Consider the following 20255-nt stretch of genomic DNA (forward strand, 5'->3'; position numbering starts at 1 on the left):
TGTAAAAACAATTTGTTAACCATAGATGGCGACGATCTCGAAGCTGTTTTATCTGCAAGAGCCCTTTGAAAATTAAGCTTTGTAACTGAGCTGGCAAGAGCCACGCAAAAGGTGTGAAATCTCCGAGTTTGAAAGCCGCCTACCAGGCACCTGTCGCGTGCCATTAACGTCTCGGCCAAACCCGGAACGAATCACCGACGAATCGGTGACATCGGGCATTTCCCGTTTCGTTCACCGCAATATCATGTGTAAAAACAATTCGTTAACCATACAAAATAGCTATCTTGGAACCGCTTTCACCGTGAAGAGAGTTTGAAAATTAAGCTTTGAAATGGGCCGGCAATGCCTCGCGAAGCCCGTGACATTTGCGAGCTCGAAAGTCAGGCACACAGCTCCTCGCACCGCGCTGTTAACCTCTCGGTCAAACCCGGAACGAATCGCTGACGAATCGGCGACATCATCTGTTTCCGGGTTTGTTCACCGCAACATCTCGTGGGAAAACAATCTGTTAACCATAAGGGCCGGCTGCCTTTGGCGCAAATTCCCGCACCAAAGGCTTCCAGGAGTTAACGTCGAGATCAACCGGACATGTACTGGCCGCCATTGGCGGTCAGCGTCGAGCCTGTGATGAACCCGGCCTCGTCTGAGGCGAGGAACACGACGCAGCGGGCAATCTCCTCCGGCTCGCCGAGACGACCGACCGGGATCTGCGGGATAATGCGCTCGTTCAGCACCTTTTCCGGCACTGCCTTCACCATTTCCGTGGCGATATAGCCTGGGCAGATCGCATTGACCGTGATGCCCTTGGCCGCGCCTTCTTGCGCCAGCGCCTTGGTGAAACCGAGATCGCCGGCCTTGGCGGCGGAATAGTTCACCTGCCCCATCTGCCCCTTCTGACCATTGATCGAAGAGATGGAGATGATGCGGCCGAAATTGCGGTCGCGCATGCCGGTCCAGACGGGATGCGTCATGTTGAACAGACCGGATAGATTGGTGCCGATCACCTCGTTCCACTGTTCCGGCGTCATCTTGTGGAACATGCCATCGCGGGTAATGCCGGCATTGTTGACGAGGATCTCGATCGGACCAAGCTCGGCCTCGACCTTGGCGATGCCCTCGGCACAGGCCTGATAGCTGGACACGTCCCATTTGAAGACCGGAATACCGGTCTCATCATGGAAAGCTTTGGCCTTTTCCTCGTTACCGGCAAAATTCGCCGCAACGCGATAGCCGGCAGCCTTCAAAGCGATCGAGATCGCGGCACCGATACCCCGGGTGCCACCGGAAACCAACGCAACCCTGCTCATGCTGATCTTCCCCTTTTCGTTTGCTCCGATCCTTCTGCGTGATCGGATACTTACTGATTTTGACAGGCTTTCGTCGAGGAGATAGTCCCGCTGCGCAGTTTGGCAACGGCAGCGGGATTATCCACAACCAATACGGGCTTACATGGCCTCAAGGCACATGGCGACACCCATGCCGCCACCGATGCAAAGCGTGGCAAGACCCTTCTTGGCGCCGCGACGCTTCATCTCGAACACCAGCGTGTTGAGGATGCGGGCGCCGGACGCACCGATCGGATGACCGATGGCAATCGCGCCGCCATTGACGTTGACGATCGAGGGATCGAGGCCGAGATCCTTGACGACGGCACAGGACTGGGCCGCAAAAGCTTCGTTGGCTTCAACGAGATCGAGATCGCCGACCTTCCAGCCGGCCTTTTCCAAAGCCTTGCGCGAAGCCGGGATCGGGCCTGTGCCCATGATCTGCGGATCGACGCCGGCCGTTGCCCAGGAGACGATGCGAACCATCGGCGTGATGCCGCGGCGGGCAGCTTCCGCTTCAGTCATCAGAACGGCGGCGGCGCCACCGTCGTTGAGACCCGATGCGTTGCCGGCGGTTACGGTGCCTTCCTTGTCGAAGGCCGGACGCAGCTTTGTCATCGCATCGATCGTCGCACCGGTGCGGATATATTCGTCGTTCTCGACCGTGACGTCGCCCTTGCGCGTCTGGATCAGGAAAGGGATGATTTCATCCTTGAAGCGGCCGGCAACCTGGGCGGCTTCTGCCTTGTTCTGCGAGGCGACGGCGAACTGGTCCTGCTCGTCGCGGGAAAGCTGCCACTGGCGGGCGATGTTTTCCGCCGTGATGCCCATGTGATAGCCGTAGAACGCGTCGGTCAGGCCATCCTTGATCATCGTGTCGATCATTTTGAAATCGCCCATCTTCACGCCGCCGCGAAGATGCGCGCAATGCGGCGCCATGGACATCGATTCCTGGCCGCCGGCAACGATGATCTTGGCATCGCCAAGCGCGATCTGCTGCATGCCGAGCGCTACGGCGCGCAGGCCCGAACCGCAGAGCTGGTTGACGCCCCAGCCGGTCGCTTCCTTCGGCACGCCCGCCTTCATCGCCGCCTGACGGGCCGGGTTCTGGCCTTCGCCGGCCGGCAGGACCTGGCCGAGAATGACTTCGTCCACTTCGGCCGCATCGACGCCGGCACGCGCGAGCGCGCCCTTGATCGCTGCGGCACCAAGCTCATGCGCCGGAGTGTTGGCAAACGCACCATTGAATGAGCCGACAGCCGTACGGGCCGCGGAAGCGATTACGATGGATGGATTGGTCATTGGACGTCTCCTCTTTTTATTCGGTTGTTGAGTGGAGACTGTCAAAGCTTTGCCGCAGTGTCAAACCTGTGGAGAATGCTTTTGCTGCATCGCACGAAAAGTACCCATTTGCTGCGGGTTTGCTGCGCAACAAGCGCATCGCCGCGCCGCACAATTCGATTGTAACTGTTCCAGATTTAGGCTTACATTCCAGACGGGAGAAGCATGCATTATTCGCTTATAATCAAACCATATTGACGGGAGCAGGAGGCAATCATGGCAAAGACCGAAGGCGAAATCATAATCAAGAAATATGCCAACAGGCGCCTCTACAACACGGGCACCAGCACATACGTGACGCTGGAAGACCTGGCGAAGATGGTGAAGAAGGGTGAGGAATTCACCGTCCAGGACGCCAAGACCGGCGAGGACATCACTCACTCGGTGCTGACGCAGATCATTTTCGAGCAGGAATCGAAGACCGGCAACACGCTGCTTCCGATTTCCTTCCTACGCCAGCTGATCTCCTATTACGGCGACCAGATGCAGATGGTAGTGCCGACCTTCCTCGAACATTCGATGAAGACCTTCAGCGATCAGCAATCCCAGATGCGTGAACAGATGACGCGCGCCCTCGGCGATACGCCGATCGCCAAGAACCTGCAGATGCCAATGCAGCTGATGGAAGAACAGGTGCGCCGCAATACGGAAATGTTCCGCCAGGCCGTGCAGATGTTTTCGCCTTTTACCGGCCAGCCGCAGCAGCCGGTCGCCAAGAAAACCGACGCCAAGGATATCGACGAATTGAAGGAACAGCTCCGCAACCTGCAGAGCCGCCTCGACAACCTTTAAGCCAAAGCGCTGATTACAGCCCGATCGACACGTCGCGGCCCGCAGTGCGGATCGCGACGGCAAAGCCGCCGACGACATCGACGAAAGTGATCGTCATAAGGATGAAGAAGATCTGCGTCGCCGCGTTCCTGACCAGCAGGAACTCCACCAGATAGGCGATGAACACCAGCAGCGACAGCATATGGTTGATCAGCGAGCCCCGCCCGTTGCGGCTCGCCTTCAGGATTTCCACAAAAAGCAGAACAAGCCCGATGACGATCAGAACGTCGCCGAGCGACATGGTCCAGACCGCACCCGAGAGCATTTGCAGCGATGTCACGACATTGGTGAGCGATGCGATACCGCCTCCGCCCATCATGCCAAGCATGGCGATGTTATAGAGGACAAGCGGGATGATCATCAGCGGCAGGGCAACGAGCATGAGCGGCTCCGGACTCGGAAATTATCTGGCCGGACTGTGATGCGTGCCCGCGCGATCCGCAAGGGATGCCAAAGCAAAACAGGAAACAGCGCAACAAAAAAGCCGCCGAAACGGCGGCCTTCATGCAAACCTTCAGGGTCAAACGCTTATGCGTTTTCCTTCGGGGTCAGAACCTGGCGACCACGGTACATACCGGTCTTCAGGTCGATGTGGTGCGGACGGCGAAGTTCGCCGGAGTTCTTGTCTTCGACATAGGTCGAAGCCTTGAGCGCGTCAGCAGAGCGGCGCATACCGCGCTTGGACGGGCTCGTTTTTCTTTTCGGTACAGCCATTTTCGTTACTCCACTTCGTGCAAGACTTGATCCCCGGCCGGAACTGAAGCCGAATTCATCTCGTCTCGATCTCGGAAATTTGCCGGGCTTATACATGCCGGGCAGGGCTTTGACCAGTCCCTGCCGGCTTTTTTTACAAATTTGCGACGCTGATAGGCGCTGGCGCCATCAAGCCTCGTCTTCTGGCACGATCCAGGGCTCAAGCAAAGCCGCTTCCTGCCATTTCACCCAGGCCGGATGCGCCTTCATCGCCGCCATATAGGCGAGCGTGTCCGCATCCGTTACCAGGTCGTAGACATCGAACCGGTTGACCACCGGCGCAAACATCGCATCCGCTCCGGAGAATTCGCCGAACAGGAACGGCCCGCCGGATTTCTGGCGAAGCTCCTTCCATATCGTCGAAATCCGCGCGACATCTACTGCTACTCCGTCCGGCAGAGCGATCTTGCCCTTGGGCCGGCGAATGTTCATCGGGCAGGCACTGCGCAGCGCCCGAAAGCCGGAAATCATCTCCATGGAGATGGCACGCGCCACGGCGCGATCGGCAGCGGCTTTCGGCCAGATACCTTTGTCCGGAAACAGCTCCGCCACGTATTCGATGATTGCCAGAGATTCCCACACACGGACCTCGCCGTGATGCAGGACCGGCACCTTGCCCGTCGGCGAGATCGGCTTGAATTTCGGATTGCCAGCTGGAAAATCGAAAGGGATCACGACTTCCTCGAACGCAACGCCCGCTGCCGTCATGGCGATCCAGGGGCGGAAGGACCAGGAGGAATAGTTCTTGTTGCCGATATAGAGGGTAAGCTTTTCCATTCACGGCTCTCCGGTTGATTTCCTGAGCCTATAGCCAGCACGGCCCCTTAGGACCAATGAAATCGCTGAAACTCAGCCATAAATGCATTTGATATAGTCGCCGGAGCCACGCGCCCGCTGCTCCACGACGCCGGCGAGCCGCTGCATGCTGCGACCGGGTTTACCGGCAACGCGGGTGATCGGATTGGGCAGGGCAACGGCAAGCAATGCCGCCTGCCGGGCGCTGAGTTTCGAAGCCGGGATCTTGAAATGATATTGCGCGGCCGCCTCGGCGCCGTAGATGCCCGGCCCCCATTCCGCGATATTGAGATAGATTTCCATCATCCGCCGCTTGGACCAGACGAAATCCGCCCCCAGCGCCAGTGGCAGTTCCAGCCCCTTGCGGATGAAGGAGCGTCCATTCCAGAGGAAGAGGTTCTTTGCCGTCTGCATGGAGATAGTGCTGGCACCTCGCGTCGCCTCGCCGTCGAGTGCATCCTGCACCACACCGCGCATCTGGTTCCAGTCCACGCCGCCATGGAAGCAGAACTGGCCGTCCTCCGACATCATCACCGAACGTACCAGATTGGGTGAAATCTGGTCGAGGCTCACCCAGCGCCGGTCATAACCGCGCACCAGCAGCAGTTCGGACAGCATCAGCGTCGAGACGGGACGGGTGAAAGGCAGGGCGTAGACGAGGACCAGCAGATAGGGCAGCGCCAGAATGGCAATGACGATCAGCACCACCCGCCGGAGAAAGCTACGGGAAAGCAGGCGGGCGCGCCATCCGGCCTTCACGGGCTCCTCCTGGATGGGGCGTTCGGGGGCTTGCTGTTCGGGTGCGATGTCCAATATGCCGTTCATCCCCTGTTTGAAGTTTCATAACCGCTCAACGCGGCCAAGGCGAGTCCGGCGCCCAAAACTTCCCGTGTACTGGTAAATCGCCGTTGCCAGCCCTTCGGCGGCATGCCAAACAGCCGCCATGACCGAGCTCAAGACCGCATTCGAGATCAGCTTGAAACGGAGCGCCGCCGAAGTGGAGGCGCTGTTGCGTATCGTCCTGTCTGATGCCGCCCTGAGCGACGAAATCACTCGCCCGGCAAACCTGATGGCGGCGATGCGCCACGGCGCGCTGAACGGCGGCAAGCGCCTGCGGCCCTTCCTGGTGCGGGAAAGTGCTGCCCTGCTCGGCGGGACGCCTGAGGCGGCCTTGCGGGTTGGTGTGGCGCTCGAATGCCTGCACTGTTACTCGCTGATCCATGACGACCTGCCGGCCATGGACAATGACGACCTGCGCCGTGGCCTGCCGACGGTCCACAAGGCCTTCGATGAGGCGACCGCCATCCTCGCCGGCGACAGCCTGCTCACCTACGCCTTCGATATCATCGCCGCACCTGAAACCGAAATCTCCGACCGCCAGAAGACGGAGCTGGTTCTGGCGCTAGCCCGCGCCGCCGGTGCCGGCGGCATGGCAGGCGGCCAGGCGCTCGATCTCGCAGCGGAAAAGTCTCCGCCGGATGAAAAAGGGATCGAAACATTGCAGGCGATGAAGACCGGCGCGCTGCTGCGTTTCGCCTGCGAGGCCGGCGCGATCGTTGCAGGCTCGGACATCGAAGACCGCAAGCGCCTGCGGCTCTTCGGCCAGAAGATCGGCCTTGCCTTTCAGCTGGCCGACGACGTGCTCGACCTCACCTCGGACGCAAAGACGATGGGCAAGGCGACCGGCAAGGACGCCGCCCGCGGCAAGGGCACGCTGGTCGCCCTGCACGGCCTGGACTGGGCCGAGAAAAAGCTCGACGAACTGACGGCCGAGGCCGTCGACCTGCTTGCGCCTTATGGAGAAAAGGCGCTTATTCTGCAGGAAACGGCGCGCTTCATCGCCAGCCGGGAAAACTGACGCCTTCGGGAAAAGAGCATGTCGTCCGATATCCTGAGTTACCTGCCCTATATGTGGCCGGCCTATGTCGCCTACATCATCAATGTCGCAAGCCCCGGTCCCGCCAATTTCGCGATCATCGGCGCCTCGATCAGCCAAGGCCGCCGTGCCGGCCTGATTACTGCACTCGGCATAGCCAGCGGATCTTTCACTTGGGCGTGTGCTGCCGCACTCGGGCTTGCTGCTCTTCTGCGCAACTATGCGATCGCACTGGAAATCCTCAAGGTTCTCGGCGGCCTCTATCTGATCTATCTTGCCTGGAAGGCTTATAAATCCGCCCGACTGCCGGATTCGAAGGTCGCGCTCGGCAATGCCCGCACCAATTACAGCGCCCGCCAACTCTGGCTGCGCGGCTACGCCATCCACTTGACCAATCCGAAGGCGATATTCGCCTGGCTCGCCATCATCTCGCTCGGCCTGCCGGAAAACGCTCCGACCGCCGCGATCATCATGATCGTCTCGATCTGCATGGCATCCAGCATCTCGATCTTCACCACCTACGCCGTGGTGTTTTCGACCCCGCATGCGCTGAAGGGCTACAAGGCCGCCCGCCGCTGGATCGAGGGCACGATGGCGGTGTTTTACAGCGCCGCCGGTTTGAAGCTGCTCACCAGCCGCATCTAGTTGCCGGCCTCTCCTCCTTCATCCTCGGGTTTGTCCCGAGAATGACGCCAAGAGAGCGACACCTCCAAAACGCAAAAAGCGCGCAGCCGTGCTACGCGCTTTTCGTTTGTCTAAATTTCCGTATCAGCCCTGGGTTATCGGCGCGATTGCCACTTCGACGCGGCGATTTTGGGCGCGGCCGTCCGGCGTCGCGTTGGAGGCAACCGGCTGCGACGGTCCAAAGCCCATGGTCGACATGCGGCGCTGGTCGACATTACGGCTGCCGAGGTAGTTGGCGACAGAAGCGGCGCGGCGCTCGGAAAGCTGCTGGTTATGCTGCAAGCTGCCGGTCGAGTCAGTATGGCCGTTCACGTCGACGAGGGTCTTGTTGAACTTGTTCAGCACCAGCGCAACCGAATCCAGCGTCCGGTAGAACGGCGGAATGACCTGGTCCTGGTCGGTCGCGAACGTGATGTTCGACGGCATGTTGAGGATGATGCGGTCGCCCTGGCGGGTAACGGAGACGCCCGTGCCCTGCAGCTGTGCACGCAGCTCGGCTTCCTGGTTGTCCATATAAGCGCCGATGCCACCGCCGGCCAGTGCGCCGATGCCTGCGCCGATCAGCGCATTGCGGCCCGCATGGCGTCCGCCCGTCAGACCGCCGGCAAGAGCGCCGAGGCCCGCGCCGATGGCAGCACCGCCGGCCGTGTTGGAAATCTTCTGCTCGCCCGTATAGGGATCGGTCGTGGTGCAGGCAGACAGATAGGTCGCGCAAAGTGCAACGATTGCGATTTTTTTGATCATTTCGATTCGATGTCCCCGTCCAAGGTGGTGACACCTCATTTACCATGAATTGCGGCAATAGCGAGGTGAGAAGGACCGCCATTCGGCAGGCCCTTCTCTCGATGGATCAGGCAAAAGCCGGCGAGCGCTGAGGCAGACGCTGGCCGAGGATCGCGACGACCATCAGGCCGCCCACGACGGTAATGTGCTCGAACACGAACATCATCTCCAGGAAGGCCATCTCCCCCGTCATTGTCCAGAACGGATGGGCGATCGGAATCGTCAGCAGGGTGAAGATGCCGAGCGCGCCGGCTCCCAACCAGACATATCGGCCGGAAATCACCAGAGCCGCACCGCCGAGCTGCACGATGATGACCGCAATCGCCATCGGAGCAGTCGGCACAACGCCGAAATGCTCCATCTCGGCCATGGCCCCATTAAAATCGAAGAGTTTTGCAAGGCCGCTGGACCAGAAAACGAAGGTCAGCACCCCGCGTGCAAAAATGCCGAAAGTCGGCGAGGCCAGAAGTCTTTCAATGATCGGCATGGCTCCGCTCCTCACGCATTTGCCGGAACGGGAATGTCGATCCCGAACCGCGCCGCCGTCGCGACGATCTTCGGTACGTCCGGCGCCTGCATTTCTGGAAACTCCGTCGTGCCGGCCGGCAGCGGATCGCCGATCGCCACGAAAAATGACTCGTGCAGATCTCCCGGGAAGTTGATCAGCAACATACGCGACGGCGTATCGGCGATATTGCGGAAGGCATGCATGACGCCTGGAGATACGTGGACGAATTCACCTGGACCGCATTGCCGCACCTCGTCGCCGACAATGATCTCATAAAGCCCTTCCATCACAAGAAAGGCTTCCTGGTCGGTTTGAGTATGCGGCGGCGGCCCGGCATTCGGTGCGGTCAGCACGTCGATCACAGTAAAGGTCTGCTTCGTGTCCGCATAACGAGCGCGGAAGGTGAGGATATTGCCGAGGAAATGCACGGTCAGCGGCGAGGCTGTACCGGCTGTCGGGGATGCGGAAATGGAGGTCATCGCTTGTGCCCTTTGGCTTTTGTGATACACTAAACTCTTAATGAGATTAATGTCTCATAATGAGGTGCATATGGACAGTCAAGAGAGAAGTTTCGAGCGGGTGAACCAAAAGCGTCGGACGCGCTCCGAATTGCTGCGCGCGGCCCGCGCCATCATTGAAAAGGGCAGCCATCCTTCCGTCGCCGAAGTAGCGGACCATGCCGGCATATCGCGGGCGACAGCCTATCGGTATTTCTCGACGCCCGACGAAATGATCCGTGAAGCCGTACTCGACGGCGTCGCAACCAGCATCACGGTGGAACCGGCCGGCGAAGACGCCGACGCCGCCCAGGTGGCGAAGCGGCTCGACAAGCTGGTCACGGATGTCTTCAAGATGATTTTGGAGAACGAGGCCGTCTTCCGTGCCCTACTGGGAAGCTCGGCTGCCGGTGAAAACCAGAACCGCCGCGGCGGCCGGCGTCTTGCGTGGCTGAAGGAGGCGCTTGGCCCCGTCGAAAGCGAAATGCCCCCTCCCCAGTTTCAGCGGCTGGTCAACGCCCTCTCACTCGTCATGGGGATCGAATCCATGATCGTCATGCGCGATATCTGCGATCTGGACACGGAAGAGGGAGAAAAGGTGCTACGCTGGACGGCAAAAACACTGCTTGCCGGCGCCCTGCAGGGCGCCGAAGACGGCGCCAAATAAAAAGCCCTCCAGGCAACGGCCAGAAGGGCTTTCAATGATTGCTTTCGACTGAATGAAACGGCTTATTCCGCAGCCGTCTTCTGGCCGAAACGGTTCTCGATATAGTCGATGACCAGCTTTTCGAAATCGGCGGCGATGTTCGGTCCCTTGAGGGTCATCGCCTTCTTGCCGTCGATAAAGATAGGCGCAGCCGGGGTTTCGCCGGTGCCGGGCAGCGAAATGCCGATATCGGCATGTTTGCTTTCGCCCGGGCCGTTGACGATGCAGCCCATGACGGCGACGTTCAGCGCTTCGACGCCCGGATATTTCTCGCGCCAGACCGGCATGTTCTTGCGGATGTCGTTCTGGATGTTCTGCGCCAGTTCCTGGAAAACCGTCGACGTCGTGCGACCACAGCCGGGACAAGCGGCGACGACCGGAATGAACTGTCGGAAGCCCATGACCTGCAGCAGCTCCTGCGCCACCTGCACTTCGCGGGTGCGGTCGCCATTCGGCTCCGGCGTCAGCGAGACGCGGATCGTATCGCCGATCCCGTGCTGCAGCACATAACCCATAGCCGCCGACGAGGCGACGATGCCCTTCGATCCCATGCCGGCTTCGGTGAGGCCGAGATGCAGGGCATGGTTGGAGCGCTCGGCCAGCATTGAATAACAGGCGATCAGATCCTGCACCTGGCTGACCTTGGCGGAAAGGATGATGCGATTGCGCGGCAGGCCGATGCTTTCGGCAAGCTCGGCGGAAATCAGCGCCGACTGGACGATTGCCTCGTGCATTACCTGGCGGGCCGAAAGCGGCGAGCCTTCGGCGGAATTACGGTCCATCAGCGTCGTCAGAAGATCCTGGTCGAGCGAACCCCAGTTGACGCCGATGCGGACCGGCTTGTCGTAGCGGATCGCCATCTCGATAATGTCGGCGAACTGCTTGTCCTTCTTGTCCTTGAAACCGACATTGCCCGGATTGATGCGGTATTTTGCCAGCGCCTCCGCACAGGCCGGATGGTCGGCCAGCAGCTTATGGCCGATATAGTGAAAGTCGCCGATCAGCGGCACGTCCATGCCGAGACGCAGCAGGCGTTCACGGATTTTTGGCACGGCGGCGGCACTCTCGTCGCGGTCGACCGTGATGCGCACGATTTCGGAACCGGCTTTATAAAGCGCGGCGACCTGCGCCACTGTCGCATCTATATCCGCCGTATCCGTATTGGTCATCGACTGGACGACGACAGGCGCCCCGCCCCCGACGATGACACCGCCGACATCGACGGCAACGGTGGCACGGCGCGGCTTCGGATCGTATTCGACGGGTGACGACATGGGAGTTCTCGTTGCCTTCAAAAGAGCTTTGGTGCGATGAGCGCCTTTCAGGTGGCGTATGACCGGCGCCTTGTCAACGGGCGCAGCATACACTTTCGCTCGCTGATTATCTAAGCTCTATCAAAGCTGCATTGCGTCTTTTTAGTGATGCGCATTGTCCGCATGCCTGGCGAGCGACGACAGGAACAGCACCACGACGATCAGCACCGAGATGCCCGCAAAAACCGCGGCAAGGCCGGTATGTTCGGCGATGAAACCGATGCCAGACGGCGCGACCAGAATGCCGGAATAACCCATCGTCGTTACTACCGAGAGCCCGACTCCAGCCGCCATGCCCGGCAGGTTGCCGGCCGCCGAGAAGCAGATCGGCACGATATTGGAAATGCCGATACCGGCCAACGCAAACCCGGCGATCGCCATCGGCGCATTTTCGGCAAAACCGATCAACAGCAGGCCAAGGATGGCGATGACGGCGCAGGCGCGAAGCGTGTTGACCGCGCCGAACCGGTCGCGGATGAGATCCCCGGCAAAGCGCATCGTAGCCATGGTGAGCGAGAATGCTGCGAAGGCAAAGCCGGAGAGGGTTACCGAAGCAGCAAGCTCGTTGCGCATGTAAAGCGCACCCCAATCGAGGATCGCACCTTCCGGGATCATGCAGAACAGCGCCATGATGCCGATCAGCCAGGGAAGCGCCGAACGCGGCAAGCGTCGACCGGCAGCGTGCGCCTCGTCATCCGGATGTGGCGCATCGTGGAAAACGAGTCCCCAGCAGGCCGCGACCATCACAGCCGCAACGATCGTCACGAGGATAGCATGCGTTGAAACACCGATATGATCGATCAGGAAGCCGCCGGTCGACGAGCCGATCAGGCCGCCGAGGCTCCAGAACGCATGGCAGGACGACATGATCGACCGGCGCATCTGCTTTTCGACGGATACGGCATTCGCATTCATCGCCACGTCCATGGCACCGAGCAAGCCGCCGAACAGGAAGATCGCTACCGCACCCGTCCAGACCGAGCCGACGAAGGTCAGGAGCAACAGCGTCGGCGTCAGCAACACCGCAGCGAACTTGCTCACCTGGCTGGAGCCGAACCGGGCGATCTGGCTGCCGGCGACCGGCATCATCACGATCGAACCAAGGCCAAAGGTCAGGATCATCAGGCCGAGTTGGCTTTCGCTGACGCCGAGGCGGCTGGCAAATTCGGGGATTTTCGGCGCCCAGGCTCCCACCATAAAACCGTTCATCAGGAAAAGCAGCGCCACACCCACCCGTTCGCGGGTAATGAAGGCACGTGGTCCGGAGGGGCGGGTGGAAGCTTGAGTATCCATGGAATCATTCCTTCAGGTTGCCGCGAACATCATTTAAATCGATTGAAATTGCAACTCGCCGCGGCCTCTCCCGTTTCACAAATTGTATCTGAAGGAAACCTGAACAACCTCCTGCGGCGAGATTGACAGTGCCCAAGAACTCCGGTTTGTGGCATCGAAAATCATTATTCATTTCAGTTCCAACCAAAGTCCGCTTCCTGGCTCGGTGTTCCCGTGAAAACTCCCTATGGCCTCGGCATCCTGCTGGTCACCATTTCCTATTTCATCTTCAGCACTCATGATGCGGTCATCAAACTGCTGGTCGAGCACGTCACCGTCTGGCAGATCCTGTTCTTCCGCAGTGTTACGGTTTTCGTCTCCTGCCTGCTGATCGGCGGACCGCGACTGGCGCGCCGGGCAGCAACGTCCGACATCGTCAAGCCGATGGCGATCCGCAGCTTGTTCCTGATCGGCGCATGGATTTCCTATTACACCGCCGCGAAAAGCCTGCAGCTCGGCGAGCTGACGACGCTTTATTTCGCCGCTCCCGTCGTCGCCATGCTGCTTGCCGGCCCGATGTTGAAGGAGCATGTGACGCCGGCACGCTGGGCAGCCGTTATCGTCGGCTTTGTCGGGGTGATCATCGCCAGCAATCCGATCGGGCTGAAAATTTCGCTGCCGGTTTATCTCGCGCTACAGGCCGCCTGCCTCTGGGCTTTCTCGACTGTGCTTCTCCGCCGCACAGCGTTGCACGAAACCAGCCTGGTGCAGATGACTCTGACCAATTTCTTCTTCATCGTGCTGACGGGCGGCATGCTGATCGTCGAATGGAGCAATGTCGATCTCAGGACCACCGCCATGCTGTTCGGTGTCGGCCTACTCGGCGGAATGGCGCAATATGCCTATTTCGAGGGAATGCGCCGCGCGCCGGTGTCGATCCTCGCACCGTTCGAATATACGGCGCTCATCTGGGCCTTCGTGCTCGGCTTTCTGATCTGGGGCGATCTGCCGGCAGCCAACGTGGCGGTCGGCGCCGTGCTGATCGGCGGTGCCGGTCTTCTGATCATCTTTGGTGAACGGTCCCGCCGCAGGAAAGCCGGCGGAACCGAAGGGGCTGATATCAGCCGCCATAAACGATGAGCAAATCCTTCGCGTCAATCTGGTCGCCGGCCTTGACGAGAACTTCGGCGATAGTGCCGTCCTTCTCCGCATGCAGCGCCGTCTCCATCTTCATCGCCTCGATGGAGAGCAGCACGTCACCCGCCTTGACCGCCTGACCCGTCGTGGCAAAGACGCGCGAGATGACGCCAGGCATCGGCGCGCCAAGATGCGCGGCATTGCCGGTTTCAGCCTTGCGACGCACCGCCGAGCCGGAAGCGCCATGCGCCCGGTCCGGCACCTTGATACGGCGCGGCTGGCCATTCAGCTCGAAGAACACGGTGACGAGCCCCTGTGCATCGGTCTGGCTCATCGCCTGGTTGACGACGACCAGCGTCTTGCCCTTCTCGATATCGGCAAACAGCTCCTCGCCATCCTTCAAGCCGTAGAAATAGGCCGGCGTCGGCAGGACCGAAACCGGACCGTAAGTGTCCGCGGCAAAAGCGAAGTCGGTGAAGACTTTCGGATACATGAGATACGATGCGAACTCGAAATCATCGACCTGGCGACCGAGCTTCTCCTCGATTGCCTTGCGTTCGGCATCGAGATCGGCCGGCGCCAGCAACGAGCCTGGAACTGCAGTATAGGGCTCTTCGCCCTTCAGCGCCTTTTTCTGGATCGCTTCCGGCCATCCGCCCGGAGGCTGGCCGAGATCGCCCTTCAGCATCGACACGACCGACTCCGGAAACGCGATGTCCTTTGCCGGGTTCTCGACATCGGCGACCGTCAGCTCCTGACTGACCATCATCAGCGCCATGTCGCCGACCACCTTGGAGGACGGTGTCACCTTGACGATATCGCCGAACATCTGGTTCACGTCCGCATAGGTCTGCGCCACCTTGTGCCACTTGGTGTCGAGACCGAGCGACCGCGCCTGTTCCTTGAGATTGGTGAACTGCCCACCCGGCATTTCGTGCAGATAGACTTCCGAAGCCGGTCCTTTGAGATCACTCTCGAAGGCGGCGTACTGGTTGCGCACCGCTTCCCAGTAGAAGGAAATCTTGCGGATCCATTCCGGATCGAGACCCGGGTCCCGCTCTGTACCTGCCAGCGCTTCGACGATCGAGCCGAGGCAAGGCTGCGACGTATTGCCGGAAAGCGCATCCATCGCCGCATCGACCGCATCGACGCCAGCATCGATCGCTGCCAGCACCGTCGCCGCCGAGATGCCCGACGTGTCATGGGTGTGGAAATGGATCGGCAGCGAGGTCGCTTCGCGCAGCGCCGTGAACAGCACGCGGGCGGCGGCCGGCTTCAATAGGCCCGCCATATCCTTCAGCGCGATGATATGCGCACCGGCCTTTTCCAGCTCCTGCGCCAGGCCGGTATAATATTTCAGGTCGTATTTCGGCCGCGCGGAATTCAGCAGATCGCCGGTATAGCAGATCGCCGCCTCGCAGAGCCGGTTCTCCTCGTTGATCGCATCCATCGAGACGCGCATGTTCTCGACCCAGTTCAGGCAGTCAAAAACCCGGAATAGATCGATGCCGCCCTTCGCTGCCTGGCGCACGAAGAATTTGACGACATTGTCCGGGTAGTTCTTATAGCCGACGCCATTGGCGCCGCGCAAAAGCATCTGCAGGAGCAGGTTCGGCGCATCCTCGCGGATCATCGCCAGACGCTCCCACGGGTCTTCCGTCAGGAAGCGCATCGACACGTCGAAGGTGGCTCCGCCCCAGCATTCCAGCGAGAACAGGTTCGGCAAAGCCCGCGCATAAACGCCGGCAACACGCGCGATGTCATAGGTGCGCATGCGGGTGGCCAGCAGCGACTGATGCCCGTCACGCATCGTCGTATCGGTCATCAGCACGCGCTTTTCGTTGCGCATCCATTCGCCGAATTTTTTCGGGCCAAGCTGGTCGAGCAGCTGCTTGGTGCCATTAGGGATCGCACCGTTGATATAGGGCAGGACCGGCTTTGCCGCCTGCGCTAGAGGCTCCGGCCGGCCCTTGGTTTCCGGATGGCCGTTGACGGTGACATCCGCAAGATAGTTCAGGAGCTTCGTCGCACGGTCGGCGCGCTTCACCTGCTCGAACAGTTCCGGCGTCGAATCGATGAATCGCGTCGTATAGGTGTTGTTGCGGAATTTCTCGTGGCCGATGATCGCTTCGAGGAAGGTCAGGTTGGTCGCCACGCCGCGGATACGGAACTCACGCAATGCGCGGTCCATGCGGCTGATCGCCTCCTGCGGGCTCGGCGCCCAGGCCGTCACCTTGACGAGAAGCGGATCGTAATAACGCGTGATGATCGCCCCGGCATAGGAAGTGCCGCCATCGAGACGGATGCCGAAACCCGAAGCCGAACGGTAAGCGGTAATACGGCCATAGTCCGGGATGAAGTTGTGCTCCGGATCTTCCGTGGTGATACGGCACTGCAGCGCGTGACCGTTCAGCCGGATATCGGCCTGTGCCGGCACACCCGATTCCGGCGTGCCGATCGCAAACCCTTCCAGGATATGGATCTGCGCCTTGACGATATCGATGCCGGTGACGACTTCGGTCACCGTATGCTCGACCTGGATGCGCGGGTTCACTTCGATGAAGTAGAATTTGCCGCTATCGGCGTCCATCAGATATTCGACCGTGCCGGCACCGACATAGTTCGTGGCATCCGCGATCTTCAGAGAATAGGCCGCAAGTTCGGCTCTTTGCGCTTCCGACAGATATGGCGCAGGCGCCCGCTCGACGACCTTCTGGTTACGTCGCTGGATCGAACAGTCGCGCTCGAACAGATGCACGACATTGCCATGCGTATCGCCAAGAATCTGACTTTCCACATGGCGGGCGCGCTCAACCAGCTTTTCGAGATAGACCTCGTCCTTGCCGAAGGCGGCCATCGCCTCGCGCTTGGCTTCCGTCACTTCCTTGGCGAGGTCCTTCGGATCGCGGATGGCGCGCATGCCGCGACCACCGCCACCCCAGGAGGCTTTCAGCATCACTGGATAACCGATCTCTTCGGCCATCTTGGCAACGGTCGTCATGTCGTCCGGCAAAGGCTCCGTCGCCGGCACGACCGGAACGCCGACCGAAATCGCCAGATTGCGCGCCGCCACCTTGTTGCCGAGCTGGCGCATCGTATCCGGCCGTGGGCCGATGAAGATGATGCCGGCTTCGTTGCAGGCCTCAACGAATTCCGGGCTTTCGGAGAGAAGACCGTAGCCGGGATGGATCGCATCGGCACCGGAAAGTTTGGCGACCCGGATCACTTCCGGGATCGACAGATAGCTTTCGATCGGCCCCATGTCCTTTGAAAGATGCGGGCCGCGGCCGACCTGATAACTCTCATCCGCTTTGAAGCGATGCAGCGAAAGTTTGTCTTCCTCCGCCCAGATCGCCACGGTCTTGATTCCGAGCTCATTGGCGGCGCGGAATACGCGGATCGCAATTTCGGAACGGTTGGCAACGAGAATCTTCGTTATCGGCAAGACGGTCCCTCCCCAGGTGCCATCGAAAAAATGCTGCACTGCAATGTAAGCAGTATCGCTTTATTCGCACAAGCGCAATTTACCGGGGAAGCCAGATGACAAATTTATGTTCTAGAAATTTCAACGGGTTGGATTCTCAATTCGCCAGACCCAGACGAAATGCCGACGCCACGACGTGCTGACGATTCTTCGCCTTGAGTTTTTCCTGCAGCCCGTTGATGTACCAATCCACGGTATGGCTTGAAATATCGAGCGACTTGGCGATTTCGTTCGAGGTCAGTCCATCGGTCAGAAGCGCAATGACTTCCATCTCCCGCCGCGTCAGCTGGGTATCGACCTTGGCGGCGGTTTCTAGTTCTTCGGCCTGTCCGCGCAATTCCATGAACCGCCAGAAAACGCGGGTAGCCAGCGCGCCGAACATCGACATCTCGGCGTGCGAAAGTTCTACCGGCCGGCCACCGACGGTAAAATTGCCCAGGAGGCCGTTGCGCCCATGGATCGGGAACATATAGCCGTCGAGTAGGCCGTAACGGGTACCTTCCTGCATCATGCGTTGCATGCGCTGGCGGTGTGGATCGTTACGAAGCGTCATCACCGCATCGCGCCAGCGAAACGGGCGCTGGGCTATGCCCAGCATCCGAACGGTAGGATCGATCAGCGCGTATTTCCGCTCGACATAAATTTCGCTCCAGCCATCCGGCCAGCGCGCCACGATGACATTCCCCTGCGAACTCTGGTTGGGACGCGACTGCAGCGACAGACTGTAATGGTCGAAACCGTAAGCCTTCAGCAGCGATTCCAGCTGCGCTATCAGTTCGGCCTCGGACTTGGCCTCGCCGGCAAGCACCAGGAGTTGTATGATCAGTTGGACATTCAAGACACTTCCCCTGGCGCGCTCTTCCCAGCGCTTTTCGGCTAAGCCTTAATTTTCAGAGGCTTCTACGATTGATAATCGATTAGCATAGTTATCATTCGTTGAAGGTATACCGCGAAATCTAGCCCTTGACTGATTGTTGAACAGACGACAGCTCAACTTGAAGAGAGGGACTGGCCCAACCTTGCCCTTCGGCAAAGATTTCTGGCAGAAGGATATTTAATCCAGTATCGCCGTCGCGGAATTGCCGTTTCCGATGATTAGTTTAGGAATGCCGCTACAGGCGGTTACAATGCCGCTTTGCGGTAACGATGCCGCCATGCGGTCATTACATGAACGAGGTTGCGCCACTTGACGCTTTTCCAGGTTTACGCACGCGCTCTCAGATATCTGGCGAAAAACAAATGGCGTGTCACCGCCGTCGTCATCGCCAATATCGTGCTGGCGGTCATCACCATTGCCGAACCCATTCTGTTCGGCCGCATCATCGACGCAATCTCTTCGGGCGGCACCGTCACACCCGTTCTCATGCTCTGGGCCGGTTTCGGTGTCTTCAACACCATCGCCTATGTGCTGGTCGCCCGCGAGGCGGACCGCCTTGCCCATGGCCGCCGCGCCTCGCTTCTGACGGAGGCCTTCGGCCGCATCATCTCCATGCCGCTGACCTGGCATCACCAGCGCGGCACGTCGAACGCTCTGCATACCCTGCTGCGCGCCGCCGAAAGCCTGTTCGGCCTCTGGCTGGAATTCATGCGGACGCATCTCGCTACGGCGGTTGCCATCGTGCTGCTCGTCCCCACGGCCATCTCGATGGACTGGCGCCTCAGTATCGTGCTTCTCGTCCTCAGCATCCTCTACTGGATCATCGGCGTCACCGTCATGAACCGCACCAAGGAAGGACAGGCCTCGGTCGAAAGTCACTACCACACAGTATTTTCGCATGTGAGCGACTCGATCAGCAATGTTTCGGTCCTGCATAGCTACGACCGGATCGATGCCGAAACCAAGGCGCTGAAAGCCTACACCAAGGATTTGCTGGCCGCCCAATATCCGGTGCTCGACTGGTGGGCGCTGGCCGGCGCCCTGAACCGTACCGCCTCGACGGTTTCCATGGGCGTCATTCTCGTGATCGGCACCATGCTGGTGCAGCAAGGCCAGATCCGCGTCGGCGACGTTGTCGCCTTCATCGGCTTTGCCAATTTGCTTATCGGCCGCCTCGACCTGCTACGCCAGTTCGCGACCCAGATCTTCGAAGCCCGCGCTAAGCTCGAGGACTTCTTCAACCTCGAAGACTCTGTCGAAGACCGCGCCGAGCCGGCGGATGCCCGCGATCTGGGCAGCGTCAACGGCGAAGTGGAATTCCGCGACGTTTCCTTCGGTTTCGCCAATACCAACCAGGGCGTCCACGACATTTCCTTCGTCGCCAAGGCAGGCGAAACAGTCGCGATCGTCGGCCCGACCGGCGCCGGCAAGACGACGCTGATCAACCTCCTGCAACGTGTCTACGACCCGCAACAGGGCAAGATCCTGATCGACGGCGTCGACACCAGCACGGTGACCCGCAAATCGCTGCGCAGCTCGATCGCCACCGTCTTCCAGGATGCCGGCCTGCTGAACCGCTCGATTAGCGAAAACATCGCACTCGGCCGCGAAGGCGCCACCGACGAAGAAATCCTCAAAGCCGCGGAAGCGGCGGCTGCCACCGATTTCATCGAAAGCCGCTTGACCGGCTACGACACTACCGTCGGCGAACGCGGCAACCGGCTCTCCGGCGGCGAACGCCAGCGTATCGCGATCGCCCGCGCCATCTTGAAGAACGCGCCGATTCTTGTGCTTGATGAGGCGACCAGCGCGCTCGACGTGGAAACGGAAGCCCGTGTGAAGGCGGCGATCGACCGCCTGCGCGAAAACCGCACCACCTTCATCATCGCCCATCGCCTCTCGACCGTCCGCGACGCCAACAGGGTCATCTTCCTCGAAAACGGTCGTATTGCCGAAATGGGAACCTATGACGAACTCAGCAAACTCGGCGGCCGCTTCGCCTCGCTGTTGAGGACGAGTGGTTTGTTGAATGACGAAGAAGAGACAAATCAGCCGGCTTGAGGAAGAGTTACC

Annotated in this window: 19 protein-coding genes; 6 read left to right on the forward strand and 13 right to left on the reverse strand. The window is 59.9% G+C overall.

The features are described 5' to 3' along the window. Window positions 1-578: 578 nt before the first annotated feature. Window positions 579-1307: a beta-ketoacyl-ACP reductase gene (locus tag KX729_RS21495; RefSeq protein WP_219744536.1), complete on the reverse strand. Its 729-nt coding sequence runs from the start codon at window positions 1305-1307 to the stop codon at window positions 579-581. A gap of 138 nt (window positions 1308-1445) precedes the next feature. Then, the gene (locus KX729_RS21500) at window positions 1446-2627 is read right to left on the reverse strand and encodes an acetyl-CoA C-acetyltransferase (protein ID WP_219744537.1); all 1182 of its coding nucleotides are present in this window, start codon (window positions 2625-2627) and stop codon (window positions 1446-1448) included. 255 nt (window positions 2628-2882) lie between these two features. On the opposite strand from KX729_RS21500, the gene phaR reads away from it, so the two are divergent. Beyond that, window positions 2883-3458 (forward strand): polyhydroxyalkanoate synthesis repressor PhaR, encoded by a 576-nt coding sequence (phaR, locus tag KX729_RS21505; protein WP_219744538.1) that lies wholly within the window; start codon window positions 2883-2885, stop codon window positions 3456-3458. A gap of 13 nt (window positions 3459-3471) precedes the next feature. On the opposite strand, the gene KX729_RS21510 is transcribed toward phaR, so the two are convergent. From KX729_RS21510 to mtgA, 4 genes are all read right to left on the reverse strand, one after another. After that, entirely contained in the window at window positions 3472-3879 is a 408-nt protein-coding gene (locus KX729_RS21510; protein ID WP_219744539.1) for a hypothetical protein, read from the reverse strand. A gap of 146 nt (window positions 3880-4025) precedes the next feature. Next, complete coding sequence (rpmF, locus tag KX729_RS21515; protein WP_025603474.1) at window positions 4026-4211, reverse strand: 50S ribosomal protein L32; 186 nt, start codon at window positions 4209-4211, stop codon at window positions 4026-4028. Between the two features lie 168 nt (window positions 4212-4379). Continuing rightward, a complete protein-coding gene (locus KX729_RS21520; protein ID WP_219744540.1) occupies window positions 4380-5027 on the reverse strand; it encodes a glutathione S-transferase family protein in 648 nt (215 codons plus the stop codon). 72 nt (window positions 5028-5099) lie between these two features. Next, window positions 5100-5870 (reverse strand): monofunctional biosynthetic peptidoglycan transglycosylase, encoded by a 771-nt coding sequence (gene mtgA, locus KX729_RS21525; protein ID WP_219744541.1) that lies wholly within the window; start codon window positions 5868-5870, stop codon window positions 5100-5102. A 118-nt stretch (window positions 5871-5988) separates the two neighbouring features. Between mtgA and KX729_RS21530 the strand changes: the two genes are divergently transcribed. After that, window positions 5989-6903 (forward strand): polyprenyl synthetase family protein, encoded by a 915-nt coding sequence (locus KX729_RS21530; RefSeq protein WP_219744542.1) that lies wholly within the window; start codon window positions 5989-5991, stop codon window positions 6901-6903. Window positions 6904-6921: 18 nt separating this feature from the next. Beyond that, on the forward strand, window positions 6922-7566 hold the full coding sequence (locus KX729_RS21535) for a LysE family translocator (protein ID WP_219744543.1): 645 nt from the start codon (window positions 6922-6924) through the stop codon (window positions 7564-7566). A gap of 123 nt (window positions 7567-7689) precedes the next feature. On the opposite strand, the gene KX729_RS21540 is transcribed toward KX729_RS21535, so the two are convergent. From KX729_RS21540 to KX729_RS21550, 3 genes are all read right to left on the reverse strand, one after another. Beyond that, window positions 7690-8349 carry a YiaD family glycine zipper/OmpA-like lipoprotein gene (locus tag KX729_RS21540; RefSeq protein ID WP_219744544.1) on the reverse strand — a complete coding sequence of 220 codons (660 nt, stop codon included), beginning with the start codon at window positions 8347-8349 and terminating at the stop codon, window positions 7690-7692. A gap of 106 nt (window positions 8350-8455) precedes the next feature. Beyond that, window positions 8456-8875, reverse strand: a complete 420-nt coding sequence (locus tag KX729_RS21545) for a DoxX family protein (RefSeq protein WP_219744545.1) — start codon at window positions 8873-8875, stop codon at window positions 8456-8458. An 11-nt stretch (window positions 8876-8886) separates the two neighbouring features. Further along, the gene (locus KX729_RS21550; protein ID WP_219744546.1) at window positions 8887-9375 is read right to left on the reverse strand and encodes a cupin domain-containing protein; all 489 of its coding nucleotides are present in this window, start codon (window positions 9373-9375) and stop codon (window positions 8887-8889) included. Window positions 9376-9445: 70 nt separating this feature from the next. Between KX729_RS21550 and KX729_RS21555 the strand changes: the two genes are divergently transcribed. Beyond that, window positions 9446-10060 carry a TetR/AcrR family transcriptional regulator gene (locus tag KX729_RS21555; protein WP_219744547.1) on the forward strand — a complete coding sequence of 205 codons (615 nt, stop codon included), beginning with the start codon at window positions 9446-9448 and terminating at the stop codon, window positions 10058-10060. A gap of 62 nt (window positions 10061-10122) precedes the next feature. Here KX729_RS21555 and ispG read toward each other — a convergent pair whose 3' ends face one another. Both ispG and KX729_RS21565 read right to left on the reverse strand, forming a co-directional pair. Beyond that, window positions 10123-11373, reverse strand: a complete 1251-nt coding sequence (gene ispG, locus KX729_RS21560; protein ID WP_219744548.1) for a flavodoxin-dependent (E)-4-hydroxy-3-methylbut-2-enyl-diphosphate synthase — start codon at window positions 11371-11373, stop codon at window positions 10123-10125. 141 nt (window positions 11374-11514) lie between these two features. Beyond that, the gene (locus KX729_RS21565; protein ID WP_219744549.1) at window positions 11515-12705 is read right to left on the reverse strand and encodes an MFS transporter; all 1191 of its coding nucleotides are present in this window, start codon (window positions 12703-12705) and stop codon (window positions 11515-11517) included. 213 nt (window positions 12706-12918) lie between these two features. Between KX729_RS21565 and KX729_RS21570 the strand changes: the two genes are divergently transcribed. Then, window positions 12919-13824: a DMT family transporter gene (locus KX729_RS21570; RefSeq protein ID WP_219744550.1), complete on the forward strand. Its 906-nt coding sequence runs from the start codon at window positions 12919-12921 to the stop codon at window positions 13822-13824. On the opposite strand, the gene pyc is transcribed toward KX729_RS21570, so the two are convergent. Beyond that, window positions 13805-17266 (reverse strand): pyruvate carboxylase, encoded by a 3462-nt coding sequence (gene pyc, locus KX729_RS21575; protein ID WP_219744551.1) that lies wholly within the window; start codon window positions 17264-17266, stop codon window positions 13805-13807. The two genes, KX729_RS21570 and pyc, sit on opposite strands and share 20 nt — an antisense overlap. A gap of 136 nt (window positions 17267-17402) precedes the next feature. Next, a complete protein-coding gene (locus tag KX729_RS21580) occupies window positions 17403-18143 on the reverse strand; it encodes a LuxR family transcriptional regulator (protein ID WP_219744552.1) in 741 nt (246 codons plus the stop codon). Between the two features lie 348 nt (window positions 18144-18491). Here KX729_RS21580 and KX729_RS21585 point away from each other — a divergent pair, with 348 nt between their 5' ends. Further along, entirely contained in the window at window positions 18492-20243 is a 1752-nt protein-coding gene (locus tag KX729_RS21585) for a glucan ABC transporter ATP-binding protein/ permease (protein ID WP_219744553.1), read from the forward strand. The last annotated feature ends 12 nt before the right edge of the window (window positions 20244-20255 follow it).

This window comes from Neorhizobium populisoli, from assembly GCF_019430945.1.
GTDB lineage: Bacteria > Pseudomonadota > Alphaproteobacteria > Rhizobiales > Rhizobiaceae > Neorhizobium > Neorhizobium populisoli.

Coding starts and splice junctions, on each gene's coding strand:
- phaR (WP_219744538.1), top strand. CDS start 2,883: ATGGCAAAGACCGAAGGCGAAATCATAATCAAGAAATATGCCAACAGG.
- KX729_RS21550 (WP_219744546.1), bottom strand. CDS start 9,375: ATGACCTCCATTTCCGCATCCCCGACAGCCGGTACAGCCTCGCCGCTG.
- KX729_RS21540 (WP_219744544.1), bottom strand. CDS start 8,349: ATGATCAAAAAAATCGCAATCGTTGCACTTTGCGCGACCTATCTGTCT.
- KX729_RS21535 (WP_219744543.1), top strand. CDS start 6,922: ATGTCGTCCGATATCCTGAGTTACCTGCCCTATATGTGGCCGGCCTAT.
- rpmF (WP_025603474.1), bottom strand. CDS start 4,211: ATGGCTGTACCGAAAAGAAAAACGAGCCCGTCCAAGCGCGGTATGCGC.
- KX729_RS21555 (WP_219744547.1), top strand. CDS start 9,446: ATGGACAGTCAAGAGAGAAGTTTCGAGCGGGTGAACCAAAAGCGTCGG.
- mtgA (WP_219744541.1), bottom strand. CDS start 5,870: ATGAACGGCATATTGGACATCGCACCCGAACAGCAAGCCCCCGAACGC.
- KX729_RS21530 (WP_219744542.1), top strand. CDS start 5,989: ATGACCGAGCTCAAGACCGCATTCGAGATCAGCTTGAAACGGAGCGCC.
- KX729_RS21500 (WP_219744537.1), bottom strand. CDS start 2,627: ATGACCAATCCATCCATCGTAATCGCTTCCGCGGCCCGTACGGCTGTC.
- KX729_RS21510 (WP_219744539.1), bottom strand. CDS start 3,879: ATGCTCGTTGCCCTGCCGCTGATGATCATCCCGCTTGTCCTCTATAAC.
- KX729_RS21495 (WP_219744536.1), bottom strand. CDS start 1,307: ATGAGCAGGGTTGCGTTGGTTTCCGGTGGCACCCGGGGTATCGGTGCC.
- KX729_RS21545 (WP_219744545.1), bottom strand. CDS start 8,875: ATGCCGATCATTGAAAGACTTCTGGCCTCGCCGACTTTCGGCATTTTT.
- KX729_RS21565 (WP_219744549.1), bottom strand. CDS start 12,705: ATGGATACTCAAGCTTCCACCCGCCCCTCCGGACCACGTGCCTTCATT.
- KX729_RS21520 (WP_219744540.1), bottom strand. CDS start 5,027: ATGGAAAAGCTTACCCTCTATATCGGCAACAAGAACTATTCCTCCTGG.
- ispG (WP_219744548.1), bottom strand. CDS start 11,373: ATGTCGTCACCCGTCGAATACGATCCGAAGCCGCGCCGTGCCACCGTT.